This window comes from Streptomyces sp. NPDC032161 (assembly GCF_040636995.1).
In the GTDB taxonomy this organism is placed as follows: Bacteria; Actinomycetota; Actinomycetes; order Streptomycetales; family Streptomycetaceae; genus Streptomyces.
In genome coordinates, this window is the sequence record NZ_JBEZVN010000001.1 from 243,545 (window position 1) to 256,566 (window position 13,022).

The following is a 13,022-nucleotide window of genomic DNA, read 5'->3' on the forward strand; positions in this document are numbered from 1 at the left end:
ACGGAGCCAGAGGCGCGTCACAGGGCGTCGGTGGCGTCCTGGGCGGGGTACAGCCGGAGCCGATGGGCGAGGGCCGCCGCCTCGCCTCGGCCGGAGACGCCGAGCTTGGCGAGGATGTTGGAGACGTGCACGCTCGCGGTCTTGGGCGAGATGTACAGCTCCTCGGCGATCCCGCGATTGGTGCGGCCGGCGGCGACCAGCCGGTGCACTTCCTGTTCGCGTCTCGTCAGTCCGAGGCGCTTCAGGGCCCGCGCCGCGGCCTCCCCCGGGTGGTGCTCGGCGTGTTCCGTCGCCACGCCGGTGTCGTCGTCCGGGTCGGGAACGGTGACGGCGGGAGCCGCGGTGGTGGTCACCGCGGCCGGCGTGCCGGGCCTCTCGCGTTCGCCGTCGACGCGACCGCGGGCCGGGTCGGGGTCGGCGAGGGGGACCCGGGCGCGTGCGGCAAGCCGCTCGACGGTCTCGGCCAGCGGGCGCGCGCCGAGCCGGAGGGCGGCGCGGTGGGCCTCGCGCAGCAGGACGGTGGCGGCGGGCCGGTCGCCGGGGGCGCCGAGGAGGGACGCGGCCCAGCGGCGGCGGATCCGCGCCAGCTCGTACGGGCGGTGCAGGGGCGCGAAGGCCGTGGCGGCGCGGGACCAGCGGTCGGGGGCGTCGACCCCGTCGGCACGGGCCAGTTCGGCTTCGGCCCACAGGGCGTACGCGGCCCATACGGGGACGAGCGTCGGCAGCCGCTTCAGACGGGCCCGGACGACGGCGAGGACCGCCGGCCGGCCGGCATCCGCGGCGGTACGGCCCCGGAAGTCCGCCTCGGCAGCGGCGGCGACGAGGAGCAGCGGCAGCGCGTACCGCTGGGTCCCGGGCCGGAAGTCCTCGTCCGCCAGGGTCTCGAACGCGGCCCGCGCCTCGGGCAGTCGGCCCTGCCGGACGGCGAGGCTCATGGTGTGCCGTACGAAGGTGATCCGGTGTCCGGGGTGAGGGCCGTAGGAGCCGGGTTTACTTCGGAACAGGGAGAGTTGGATCGCGGCCTCGGCCAGATCGCCCCGGGCCAGGGCGAGTTCGGTACGGCAGGAGGCGACGCGGTACCGGGCGCTCTCGGACCGGGCGGCACGTGCCGCCGCGGCGACGGTCGTCCGACTCTCGTCCCAATGCCCGAGGGAGAACAGCGAGTTCGCCCGGTCGCAGCGGACGGACGCCTCCATGTCGGCGATGCCGAGGGCGCGGGCGGTGTCGATGCCGTCGTCGGCGGCCGCCACGGCTTCCAGCGAGCGGCCCATGGATTCGAGCGTGGCGGGGAGGGCGGTGGCGGCCCGGCTCATGACGTCGGCCAGGCACAGTTCGCCCGCCTTCTCGCGGACGGCGTACATCTCGGCGATGCCGTCGTCCACGCCGCCCGCATCGGCGGTGAGCCGGCCGCGTACGAGTCCGGCGTGCAGCGCGACGCGTTCGTCCCCGACGAGCCGGGCGTACTCCACGGCGCGGTCGGCGGCCGACAGCGCGTTCGGCCCGGGCCGGTGCCGGGCGCCCCATCCCGCCACGTTCATCAGGACGTCGGCGTGCACGGATGACGGGGGCAGTCCGCGCACGAGGTCCTGGGCGCGAGCCAGTTCCTGTCGGCCGTCGCCGTGTCCGAGGTCCTGTGCCAGCCGGGAGCGCCGGACCCAGAACCAGGCGGCGCGCAAGGGGTCGTCGCCCGCGTCCTCCAGCACGCGCGTGGCCTTCTCGGCGAGGGCCAGGGCGCGTTCGCGTTCACCGCCGAACCGGGCGGCGACGACCGCCTCGGCCATCAGGTCGACATGATCGAGACGGGCGGCGTGAGGGGTGCGGCGGGTCTGGTCGTCACGGTCACCGCGGCCGAAGCGAGCCACGCGGTCGGCGTGGTCGGCGCGACGGATCGGCGTGGTGCGGGAGTCGAGGCCGCGGGCCGGGCGGTTCTCGGGGCGGCCGAGCGGGCGCAGGGTGCGGCGCACCGCGTCGGGGGTCCGGTCCCAGAGCTCCATCGCCCGTTCCAGCAGGCGGAGTTGTTCGGCGAAAGCGTGCCGGACACGGGCCTCGGCCGCCGCGTTCAGCACGGCCGGGAGCGCCTTGGCGGCGTCGCGTGCGCCGTACCAGTGACCGGCGAGCCGGGTCGCGTGTTCGCCCTCGCGGACGAGGGCGGGGTCGGCCTCCAGCGCCTGCGCGTAGTGCCGGTGGAGACGGGAGCGCTCGGCGGGCAGCAGATCGTCGCCGACCGCCTCGCGCACCAGTGAGTGGCGGAACCGGTACCCGTCGCCCTCCGGGGTGGTGAGCAGCAGACCGGCGCCGACGGCCGCTCGCACCGCGCCGACGAGGCGGTCCTCGGTGGGCGCGTCCCCGCTGAGCCGGGCGACGGCGGCCAGCAGCCGGTGCTCGACGGCACAGCCGCCCCCGGCGACGATCCGGACGATGCCGCGGGCGTCCTCGGGCAGGGCGTCGACCCGGACGAGCAGGAGGTCGCGCAGCGAACCGGGAAGCCGTGCGCCGGGCGGCCGGGAGCGGTCGCCGCTCTCCAGGTCGCGGGCGAGTTCCTCGACGAAGAAGGCGTTGCCGTCGGAGCGCTCGTGGATCTCGTCGACGAGGCCGGGCTCCGGGGCGGCGGCGAGGATCCCGGTGAGCTGGCGGCGGACCTCGGAGCGGTCGAAGCGGGCGAGCTCGATGCGGTGGACGGTCCGCAGCCGACCGGTCCGCAGCCGGTCGAGTTCGGCGAGGAGAGGACGCAGCGGGTGGCGGCGGTGGAGGTCGTCGGAGCGGTAGGTGCCGATGACGACGAGGCGGCCGGCGCGCACGGTGCGGAGGAGGTGGGCGAGGAGATGGCGGGTCGATGCGTCGGCCCAGTGCAGATCCTCCAGGACGAGGACGACGACGCGTCGCGCGGAGACACGTTCCAGGAGTCCGGCGGTGAGTTCGAAGAGCCGGGCGGTGCCGTGCCCGTCGGTCGCGTCGCGCTCGGCCCTGCCGAGTTCGGGGAGCAGCCGGGCCAGTTCGCCCTCCTGCCCGGCGCAGGCCGCGGCCATCTCGTCGGGCAGAGCACGGCGCAGGGCGCGCAGGGCGGTGGAGAACGGGGCGTACGGGAGGCCGTCGGCCCCGGTGCCCACGCAGCCGCCGACGGCGGCGACGGCCCCGCGTCGTACCGCCTCGCCCAGGAACTCCTCGACCAGTCTGGTCTTCCCGACGCCCGCCTCCCCGCCGATCAGCAGGGCCCGGGGCCCGTCACCGGCGCCGCCGGTCCGGCCGTCGTCCGGCGCGGCGGCCCGGGTGAGCGCGTCCACGAGCGCGGCGAACTCGGCCGCGCGGCCGACGAACACGGGGCTGACGGACAGCGAGCTGTCGGAGACGGGACCGACGGGCGCGGGGGCGCCGGAGACGGTACTGACGGGCGCGGGGCTGACGGGCCGGGTCTCCACACCGCCGAGCATCGCACACGAGCCGGGAGCACGGATCCGGGAACGCGGGGTCCGGGAGCACCGGTCCGGAAGCGCGGGTCCCGGAGCACGGGTCCGGAACCGGGGCGTCGGCCGTCGCGTACGTACCGCCGCATCGACCGCGTCCAACCGTTCCCGCCCGCCCCCGCGCCTTGGGCCGCGCAGGAGTTCCCACCGCCCCGACCCACCCGTCCCCGCGTCTCCGGCCGTTCCCCGCCGTACGGGCCCATGGTGGTGCGGCGGACGACGCCCCCCGTACGCCGCCCGCCGCACCACCTCTCGCCGTACCGCCGTCGAGGACTCAGTCCGCGGTGGCGAACGCGGTCCGCAGCCGGGCCATGTAGTCGGCGAGCGCGGGGGCCCAGCACCCGTAGTTGTGTCCGCCGTCGCAGGTGGGGGCCAGTGACGACCCGTCCCCGTAGTCGACGAGACGGGTGCGCAGCCCGAGCTGGTCCGAGCGGGCCTTCACACGCTCTGCGGCGATCGCGGTGAAGTGGTCGATGAGCCCCTGGTCACCGGTGTAGAGCGTGGTCTCGGTCCCGGCGAGCGCGGACAGGTTGGCCGGAGAGGCCGGGTCGACCGCCTTCCAGACGCGATCCGCGTCGAACACCGGGTAGGGGGAACCGTAGATCGCGTCGCTGTCCACGGTGGGCCCGTATCCGGTGCACTTGCCGGTGCCGGAGGGGGTGGAGGTGCTCACGGCGCACCACGCGCCCGTCAGGTTGAGCTCCGTGGCCAGGACCGCTCCCCGGATCTCCGCCATGTCGAAGTCGATGCCCCCGGACAGGGAGGCGGCATGGCCGAAGAGATCGGGACGGGCCTCGGCGTAGTGCAGGGCGCCGGAACCGCCCATCGAGAGACCGACGACGGCCCGGTGGGCCCGGTCGGCGACGGTCCGCAGGTTCGCGTCGATGAAGGGGACGACCTGATCGAGGTGGAACGTCTCCCAGTTCGCCGCCCCCATGACGGTGTTCTGCATGACCCAGTCGGCGTACCAGCCCTTGAGGCCGCCGTCCGGGACCACGGTGATCATCGAGTCCGAGCGCAGTGCGGGGGCGGCCGCCGCGTCGTTCACGTTCCCGCCCCCGCCGTGCAGGAAGTACGCCACCGGCCACCGACGGTCGGGGTCGGAGCGATAGCCGCTGGGCAGGAAGACGCGGATCTTGTGCGGGCCCGACACCTGCGGTGTGGTCACGGTGATGGTGAAGTCGTTCGCGGAGTGCACCTCGGTGCCGCCCGGGACCTGGGTCAGTCCGAACCCGTCGGACAGCACGGGTGGATCGGAGCCCTCGGCGTGCGCGGCCGGTGCCGCGAGCGTCGCCGTCACGGTCATCGCGGCGGCGACGGCGGCCGTTCTCGCGTGCAGTCTCCAGGCGTTCCGTGCTGAACTCATCGGTGGTCCTTCCCGAGAGCGGATGTCTCTCATGGTTTCCGGGGGAGGGAGGAGCGGAGGGAGCGGACGCCCTTCGGACTTCAAAGGGCTCAGAGCGCGCAGAACGCGTCCGTCATGCCCTTGCCCGTATCTGCCTGCCCCTTCGTCCCGGCAAGCATGTGGTACTCGTTGTTCGCGTGCAGCGCCTGCTCGGAGCCGTCCTCACTGGTGAGCCACTCGCTGAAGTAGCCGAGCACCGCGCCGTTGTGGCCCCACGCCCACTTCCCGCAGGGCAGCTTGACGTGTTCGATGCCCAGGCCGTAGCCGGCGGTGCCCTCGGCGTTCACCGGCACCGTGGTCTTGAGCTCGGCCAGCTGCGCGGGCGCCAGGAGCTTCCCGGTCAGCAACGCCCGGGAGAACGTGGCCAGGTCGTCCAGCGTCGAGACCATGGCACCGGCGCTCCCGGTGACCTGCACGTTGGATACCGTGCCGTCGCCGATGAGGAGGACGCGCAGGACGTAGCCGTGAAGGTGGTTGCCGTACAGGGCGGGGTCCTCGGTGGGGAAGCTGGTGTCGTGCAGACCGAGGGGTTCGATGATCCGCCGTTGGACCTCGGTGGCCGGGTCCGAGCCGGTGACGGCCTTGATCACCATGCCCGCGAGCACGTAATTGGTGTTGGAGTAGCCGAACTTCTCCCCCGGCTTGGTCTTGGGCGCGCTCCGGGCGAGGCCGATGTCGACCAGGGACTGCGGCGCCATGGCCTCCCTCGGGTTGGCGTTGAGGTAGTACGGGGTGGACACCTGGAGGGCGCCGAGGTAGTCGGGCAGGCCCGAGGTGTGGTTGAGGAGCTGACGGATCGTCACCTTTGTGCCGTCGTAGCCGTTGGCGGCGACGGCGCCGGGCAGCCATCGGGCGACGGTGTCGTCCAGGGAGAGCCGGTGCTCGCCCTCCAGCTGGAGCAGCACGGTGGAGATGAACGCCTTGGTGTTGCTGCCGATCCGGAACTGCGCCTTCGGGTCGGCGGGCGCCTTGGTGGACAGGTCACCGACCCCCGCCTGCACGTACTGGGCGCTGTCGCCCTTGCGCACCATGCCGACCACGCCCGGGTATCCGTCGGTGACCCCCTGCTGGGCGCCGGACCGGAGGATGTCGGCGGGGGTCGGTTCGGCGGCGGTGGCCTGGCCGGCTCCGCCCGCCAGGAGACAGACGGCGACGGCGGCCGTCAGCAGCCGGCCCCTGCGCCGCGACGACGGCCGACGGGCCGTTCCCTCGGCGCCGCAACGACCGGCGTCCGTCGACGTGCGGGCCGAGGGACCGGCGAACATGCTCACGCTCATGTGTTTCTCTCCTTCTCGACCGGAATTACGGAATCGTGGTGGAATTACGGAATCGTGGTGGTGCGGAACGGCGGGATGACGCGGTGGCGGGAACAGCGATGTTCCCGCCCGTCGACCACGCCCGGGGCGCGCACGCATCGACCGCGCATTAATCCCGCACACGTCAACTCGCGTTCCTCACGGGCCTATCGGCTGCACGCGGCCGCGATCATCAGCAACAGCAGGACGACTCCCACCAGTTGGAGACACCCGTTGCCGCTCTCCGGGTTCTTCCGGTTGGCCTCGACATGGCCACCGGGAGGAATCCCCGGATGCTGCTTGGTGTAGTGGTCCATCTGACGCCGCGCGCCCTCGGATTCACTGAGCCACGACGTCTTGAAACCGCATTCACCGCACCAGAAGCGATATGCCATGCCGACTCCTCCTATGTGGTGGCGGGAGGCATTTCCATGGGTGCCGGCCGGGACCGGCGTCCGAACGGCTCCGCTCACCGCGGATCCGCTCGCCGCACCGGCCGGACACCCATGAGCCTGGCGTTCGCGCTGCTCGGGGGACAGGTCATGGCACCGGTCATATATGACCGGTCGTCACGGTAGGCTCATAGGCGACCGCGCTCGGTGGTGGAAGGGTGTCGAAGTGACCGATCAGCTCGGCACGCTGTTGCGTCGGCTGCGGACCCGATCGGGGCTGACCCAGGAGCAGTTGGGGGAACGGTCCGGGGTGAGCGTGAGCACCATCCGCAGACTGGAGACGGGGCGGTCGAGAGATCACCGGCTGGGGACGCTGAACCTGTTGGCGGACGCCCTCGAGGTCGGGCCCGACGACCGGCGGCAGATCGCGGCCCTGCTCGCGAAGCTCCAAGCGGTCGCGCCCGGTCCCGGACCGGGCGCCCCCGGTTCCGCGTCGGTCGAACCCGTCTCCCCCGCGAACGAATCGGACGCGAATGCTCCCGAACCGGCGTCCGGCACGCTCGGATCGCCCCTCGGCATTCCCGAACAGGCGGCGATGTCCGGCGAGTCGACCACCGCCGCCTCATCGGATTCGGCCACGGGATTGCGCCTTTCGAGGTCCGGCACAGCCGATTCGCCCGGCGCCCCGCCCGTACCGCATTCCGTTCCGGCGGCCCGCGCCATGTCTCCGGTGGACGTCCGAGGTGCGCTCGCCGACGCCGCCGCCGAATTGGCGAGGGAGATCGGGCGTCGCTGGCGGCGCGAGGAGGAACAGCGCCGGGTTCATGACCCGTTTCCGTTACCGGTGCGCTGGCGGGAGGCGCCGGAATTCCTGACGGACTATCCGGAGAACATTCAGCGCCTTCCGTCGGGGGCGACTCCGCACCGAATGGACCTGGAGGGCGACGTGCGGAGCGTGGCCGAGGTCTACCGGAGGATCCGGTCCGGGCGGCTGGTGATTCTGGGCCGGGCCGGATCGGGCAAGTCGATCCTGACGATCAGGTTCGTCCTGGATTATCTGGAGGACACGGACCTCGCCTACAGGGTGCCGGTGATCTTCAGTCTCGGCTCCTGGGACCCGACGACGATCGCGTTGCGGGACTGGCTGGTCGACCGGCTGGTACGCGATCACCCGCATCTGGCCCGCCGGGCCCCCGACGGGGGGCCGCTGGCCGCCGCCCTCGTCGACGCCGGTCTCGTACTGCCGGTCCTGGACGGCTTCGACGAGGTCGCGGAGGGCCTGCGGCAGGCGTCGCTGGAAGCGCTCAACGCCGTCTCTCTCCCGCTCGTCCTGACCAGTCGGCGTGCCGAGTTCGCCGAGGCGGTCCATGCGGCGGGTGCGCCCCTCGTCTGGGCGGCCGGGATCGAACTCACCGACCTCGCCCTCGACGACCTCGTGGCCTATCTGCCCAGGACGGCCAGGCCGATCGTCCGCGGCAAAGCCGTCCGTGGTGAGTGCGCCGACGGTGCGGGCGCCGACGGCGACGGGAGCCCCCGGGACGGCGCGGTGTGGGGGCCGGTCCTGGACGGGCTGCGGGACCGGGAGGGCCGGGCGGCGGACGTACCGCTCGCCAGGGTCCTGAACACCCCGCTCATGATCGTCCTGGCCCGGACGATGTACAGCGAGGCGCCCGAGCGGAATCCGGTGGAACTGCTGGACACGGAACGCTTCCCCGACGAGAAGTCCCTGGAGGAACACCTGCTGGCGGGCTTCGTACCGACGGTCTACCGGGGCCACGCCGCCGAACTGACCGCCGCGGACCACCGGCGCGGCGAGCGGCACCGGGTCCGGACCCGGCCCCGGACCGGGGACGCGAACCGGGACCCGGAAGGCACCGAGCGCTGGCTCGGCTACCTCGCCCACCACCTGGCCCGGCTCGACCGCGACCAGCAGGACCTCGCGTGGTGGCGGATCAGCGGCTCCGTGCGGCTGTCCACGCGCGTCGCGGCCGTCGCGCTGGCCTCCGCGCTGAGCGTCGCCGTGTCCGAGTGGCTGGTCGCCCTGTTCTTCATTCCGATGACGTTCGGTGATTCCCTCCTGCTGGGTTCCCTGATGGGGACATGCGCCGGTCTCTCCTTCGCGTGCGTGTACGGGATCATGGCCGCGGTCGGCGCCGGGGCCTTCGAGCCGTCCTACGTGCGGCTGAGACTGCACCGCAGGGGCGAGGGCATCGGCCGCCGTCCCGTCCGCGTGTTCACCACCCGGTTCGGGGCCGTCCTGCTGGGCGGATTCGTCATGGGCGTCGGGTGCGCGAGCTCCCTCGCCCTCCAGCGCCGGCTTTCCTACGGCATCCCGCTCACGAACGAACGGGTCATCGAGGGCACGCTCATCAACATGTTGGCCTTCGGCCTGATCTTCGGGGCGGGCGCCGGGCTGGTGTTCGGCCTGCTGGCCGTGCTCGAAGCGCCCCTGGACGTCGCCTCGGCGGCCACCCCCGCCGGTCTGCTGGCCTGGAACCGCACGACGGTGGGCCGACAGGTCCTCGTCCTCATCCCGGCGCTCACCCTCGCGATCGCCCTCGACGGCTATCTGTTCACCGATCTGTTGCAGGAATTCCTCGGACCGATGAACTGGGCGTTGGAGGACGGACTCGTCATCGGGGCGGTCGGCGGCCTCGGCGGCGCGCTCTCGTACGCGTTCTCGTTCACCGCCTGGGGCCAGTGGGTGATCCTGGCCCGCGTCTGGCTGCCCCTGACCGGCAAGCTGCCCTGGGACACGGTCGCCTTCCTGGACGACGCGTACCGCCGGGGCGTGCTGCGCCAGACCGGGGCGGTCTACCAGTTCCGCCACATCCGGCTCCAGCACCACCTCGGCCGCTCGTACCGCGAGCAGCAGGCCCGGTACGCCCCGGCCAGATTCACCGGCCGGAAGTGACCAGGGGCGCGCCGATACGCGCTCCCGCCCCGCCGCGGCGTCAGGCGTTCCGGGCGCGCCACTCCGGGGCCAGCACCGACCAGACCTCCGAGTCGTACCGCTCCCCGCGGTAGAGGTAGCTCTGGCGCAGCACTCCGTCGCGCTGCATGCCGAGCCGCCGGGCTACGGCGATGCTGCGGGTGTTCGTGCTGGTCGCACGCCACTCCACGCGGTGCATGCCGCGCTCGTGGACCGCCCAGTCGATCAGTTTCCGCGCCGCCCGGGTGACCAGGCCGCGCCCCTCCCCCGCCGGTTCCAGCCAGCAGCCGATCTCGCAGTTGCCCGAGTCCGCCTCGAAGATCCGGAACAGGACACCGCCGATGAGCCTGCCGTCCAGCCAGATGCCGTAGAGCCGTCCGGTGTCGTTCGCCTGCTTCTCCGCGTACCGCAGGAGCAGGGCGCGTGCCGAGTCCGCGTCGGTGGCGAAGGAGGCGAGGGGGATCCAGGGGTCGACGAGCGCGCGGGCCCGGTCCATGTGGGCGAGGAACTCCTCGGCGTGCCACACCTCCAGCGGGCGCAGCTCCGCCCGGTCGCCTCCGCGGCCCCCGTGCCCTCCCTGACCCGCGTGGCCGCTGCCGTCCCCGCGCTCCCCGCCGTCTCTGCCGATTGCGTCGTCTGCGTCGTTGCCGAGGGATATCGCGAACATCATGCTCCGTCTCGAACCGTCTTCGTCGCCCGTGCGGCCCCGGCCCGTTCCGCCGGTGGCACCGCCTCCCGCGCGATCCTCGCATGCGCCGTGCCGCGCTCCGGAGCCTCGACGCTGATCCGCGGCAGCCAGCGGTCCAGTCGGCGCGGCAGCCACCAGTTCGCGCCGCCGAGCAGATGCATCAGGGCGGGGACGAGCAGCGTACGCAGGACGAAGGCGTCGAGGGCCACGGCCGCGGCCAGCGCGATCCCGAACATGGCGATGACCCGGTCGCCGCTGAGGACGAACGCGAGAAAGACCGAAATCATGATCACCGCAGCGGAGTTGATCACCCGGCCGGTCTCGGCGAGACCGACCCGTACCGCCCTCCGGTTGTCACCGGTCTCCAGCCACTCCTCGTACATGCGCCCCACCAGGAACACCTGGTAGTCCATGGAGAGCCCGAAGAGCACGGACACCATGATCACCGGCAGGAACGGCTCGATCGGACCGGAGCTGCCCAGGCCCAGCAGTTCGCTCCCCCACCCCCACTGGAAGACCGCCACGACGACCCCGAACGAGGAGGCGACGGCGGCGATGTTCATCACGGCGGCCTTCAGGGGGATGGCGATCGACCGGAAGGCCAGCAGCAGGAGCAGACAGCCGAGCGTGATGACCACGCCGACGAAGAGCGGCAGCTTGTCCATGACGGTCCGGGCGAAGTCGTCGTACCCGGCCGTGACCCCGCCCACATGGGCCTGGAGCGAGGTGTTCGCCTCGGCCTTCGGGATGACGTCCGAGCGCAGCCGGTCGACGAGGTCGCTGGTGTCCCGCGACTGCGGTGACGAGGCCGGTACGACGGTGACGAAGGCGGTGTCGCCGCCGCTGTTGTACGTGACCGGGCCGACCGAGGCCACTCCCTCGGTGGCCCGAAGCGTGGCGGGCAGGCCGTCCATCGCGAGCCGGTCCCCGGCGCCGTCGAGCTGCGCCACGATCGTCAATGGGCCGTTGACGCCGGGCCCGAATCCGTCGGACAGCAGGTCGTACGCCTGCCGGGTGGTCGACGAGGCCGGGTTGTTGCCCTGGTCGGAGGTGCCCGGGTGGAGCGAGAGCGTGGGCAGCGCCAGCACCAGCATCACCGCGGCGGCGAGCGAGCCGAGCAGTCTGGGGTGGCGTTCGACGAACCCCGACCAGCGGGCGGCGAACCCGGTGGGGACGTCGGGCCGCGGCCCCTCCTCGGCGAGCCGGGCCCGTTCGCGGCGGCTCAGCGCCCGCATCCCGATGAAGGACAGCAGGGCGGGCAGCAGGGTCACGGACGCGGCCACGGTCAGGACGACGGTGAGCGAGGCCGCGATCGCCACGCCGTTGAGGAATTCGAGTCGCAGGACGAGCATGCCGAGCAGCGCGACGCACACCGTGGCCCCGGCGAAGACGACGGCCCGGCCGGTCGTGGCGACGGCGTCGCGCGCGGCGTCCGCGACCGGCATGCCCTGGCGCAGACCGGCGCGGTGCCGGGTGACGATGAACAGCGCGTAGTCGATGCCGACGCCCAGCCCGATCAGCATGCCCAGCATCGGGGCGAAGTCGGCGACGGTCATCACATGACCCAGCAGCATGATGCCCGCGTACGCCGTTCCGACGGAGACGAGGGCGGTGGCGATGGGCAGCATGCTGGCGGCGAGGGAGCCGAAGGCGAGGAACAGGACGCCGGCCGCGACGACGACCCCGATGGCCTCGCTGAAGTGGATGGCGGGCGCCTCGGTGAGGGCGACGGCCGGTCCGCCGAGTTCCACCCGGAGGTGGTCGGCCTCGGCCGCCTTCGCCGTGTCCACGAGGGCCTGCGCCTGGTGCACGGGGATCTCGTCGGACGGCCGGTCGAAGGTGACCGTGGCGTAGGCGGTGCGTCCGTCGGGGCTGATCCGTCCGGCGCCGGACGCCCCGTACGGCCCGGTGACGGCGCCGACTCCGGGCAGTTCCTCGACCGCGTGCAGGGTGCGGGTCATGGTCTGCCGGACGTCGGCGGCCCGCACGGTGGAGTCGGTGGTGTGCCAGACGATGGTGTCCGTGTCCCCGCCGAGGTCCGTGAAGCCGTCCTTCAGAAGATCGGCGGCCCGGCCGGCCTCCGTGCCGGGCACGTCGTACTGGTTGGAGTACGCGGAGCCGGCGAGGCCCGCCGCGGTGGCGACGCCGCCGAGGGCGAGAAGCCAGACGAGAACGGTGACGAGGCGGTGCCTGATACACCAACGGGCAAGGGCGGCCACCTGACGTGCTCCCTGACGGTTCGCGGACGGTTCGCGGCTCTTCCGGCGCACGGCTCGTCGGGCTCGTGCCGCCACGGGTGGGTGGCGCACGGCGGAACGAGACATGGAGCACCCGCGAAGAACGCATGACGTGGGTATGTCCACTCTCGCAGCCGAAGGTGATCCTTTGCCCCGTTCGTGGCATTACTCACAAGCCCCGCCCGCGAGCGGAGCCTGGCTGCTCGTCCCTGGTGCCTGTGCGTGGCGCCCTGGCCGCGGTGCCGTCGGGCGGTCACGGCCCCTCCGGCCGCAGCGGTCCGTCGTCGGGCCGGCCCGGGGCCGCGTACCAGCAGTCGGCGCGGGCGACGACGCACCCCGGCCGGAGCGGCCCGGGAGAGCCGCCGGGCGGGGTGGTGTGGACGCCCGGCTCCCGGAACGGATCACCGTCGGGGTGGTCGTCGAGGACCTCCGGGCACGGATCGGCCGGATGCCCGCGCTCCTCGCCCTCCGGCACCCGCGCGTCCAGGGCCTCGGCGACCGCGGCGAGCGCGTCCACCACGGCCCGCTCCACCGGGGCGCCGCGCCGCCAGAGAACGTACGGGGCGCCATGCCCACCGGCGTGATCACGAGCACGCGCGGGGCGGACCGACG

General features: G+C 73.0%; 8 protein-coding genes. 1 reads left to right on the top strand and 7 read right to left on the bottom strand.

The annotated features are described in order from the left end of the window. Nucleotides 1-17: 17 nt before the first annotated feature. The 4 genes from AB0E67_RS01025 to AB0E67_RS01040 form a co-directional block, all read right to left on the bottom strand. Nucleotides 18-3,317: an AAA family ATPase gene (locus AB0E67_RS01025; protein WP_362021349.1), complete on the bottom strand. Its 3,300-nt coding sequence runs from the start codon at nt 3,315-3,317 to the stop codon at nt 18-20. Between the two features lie 418 nt (nt 3,318-3,735). Continuing rightward, nucleotides 3,736-4,827, bottom strand: a complete 1,092-nt coding sequence (locus AB0E67_RS01030; RefSeq protein ID WP_362019248.1) for an alpha/beta hydrolase-fold protein — start codon at nt 4,825-4,827, stop codon at nt 3,736-3,738. An 89-nt stretch (nt 4,828-4,916) separates the two neighbouring features. Beyond that, complete coding sequence (locus AB0E67_RS01035) at nt 4,917-6,143, bottom strand: serine hydrolase domain-containing protein (RefSeq protein ID WP_362019251.1); 1,227 nt, start codon at nt 6,141-6,143, stop codon at nt 4,917-4,919. 185 nt (nt 6,144-6,328) lie between these two features. Next, the gene (locus AB0E67_RS01040; protein WP_351521423.1) at nt 6,329-6,556 is read right to left on the bottom strand and encodes a hypothetical protein; all 228 of its coding nucleotides are present in this window, start codon (nt 6,554-6,556) and stop codon (nt 6,329-6,331) included. 223 nt (nt 6,557-6,779) lie between these two features. Between AB0E67_RS01040 and AB0E67_RS01045 the strand changes: the two genes are divergently transcribed. Then, entirely contained in the window at nt 6,780-9,467 is a 2,688-nt protein-coding gene (locus AB0E67_RS01045) for a helix-turn-helix domain-containing protein (protein ID WP_362019254.1), read from the top strand. Between the two features lie 40 nt (nt 9,468-9,507). Here the strand turns inward: AB0E67_RS01045 and AB0E67_RS01050 are convergent, their stop codons facing one another. The 3 genes from AB0E67_RS01050 to AB0E67_RS01060 form a co-directional block, all read right to left on the bottom strand. After that, nucleotides 9,508-10,155 carry a GNAT family protein gene (locus tag AB0E67_RS01050; RefSeq protein WP_362019256.1) on the bottom strand — a complete coding sequence of 216 codons (648 nt, stop codon included), beginning with the start codon at nt 10,153-10,155 and terminating at the stop codon, nt 9,508-9,510. Continuing rightward, the gene (locus AB0E67_RS01055; RefSeq protein ID WP_362019258.1) at nt 10,152-12,392 is read right to left on the bottom strand and encodes an MMPL family transporter; all 2,241 of its coding nucleotides are present in this window, start codon (nt 12,390-12,392) and stop codon (nt 10,152-10,154) included. Before AB0E67_RS01055 ends, AB0E67_RS01050 begins: the two co-directional genes overlap by 4 nt. Nucleotides 12,393-12,663: 271 nt before the next feature. Beyond that, the gene (locus AB0E67_RS01060) at nt 12,664-12,930 is read right to left on the bottom strand and encodes a hypothetical protein (RefSeq protein WP_362019260.1); all 267 of its coding nucleotides are present in this window, start codon (nt 12,928-12,930) and stop codon (nt 12,664-12,666) included. Between the last annotated feature and the right edge of the window lie 92 nt (nt 12,931-13,022).

Bases quoted from the DNA above. Each gene is read 5' to 3' on its own strand.
- AB0E67_RS01040 (WP_351521423.1), bottom strand. From the start codon at position 6,556: ATGGCATATCGCTTCTGGTGCGGTGAATGCGGTTTCAAGACGTCGTGG.
- AB0E67_RS01050 (WP_362019256.1), bottom strand. From the start codon at position 10,155: ATGATGTTCGCGATATCCCTCGGCAACGACGCAGACGACGCAATCGGC.
- AB0E67_RS01035 (WP_362019251.1), bottom strand. From the start codon at position 6,143: ATGAGCGTGAGCATGTTCGCCGGTCCCTCGGCCCGCACGTCGACGGAC.
- AB0E67_RS01030 (WP_362019248.1), bottom strand. From the start codon at position 4,827: ATGAGTTCAGCACGGAACGCCTGGAGACTGCACGCGAGAACGGCCGCC.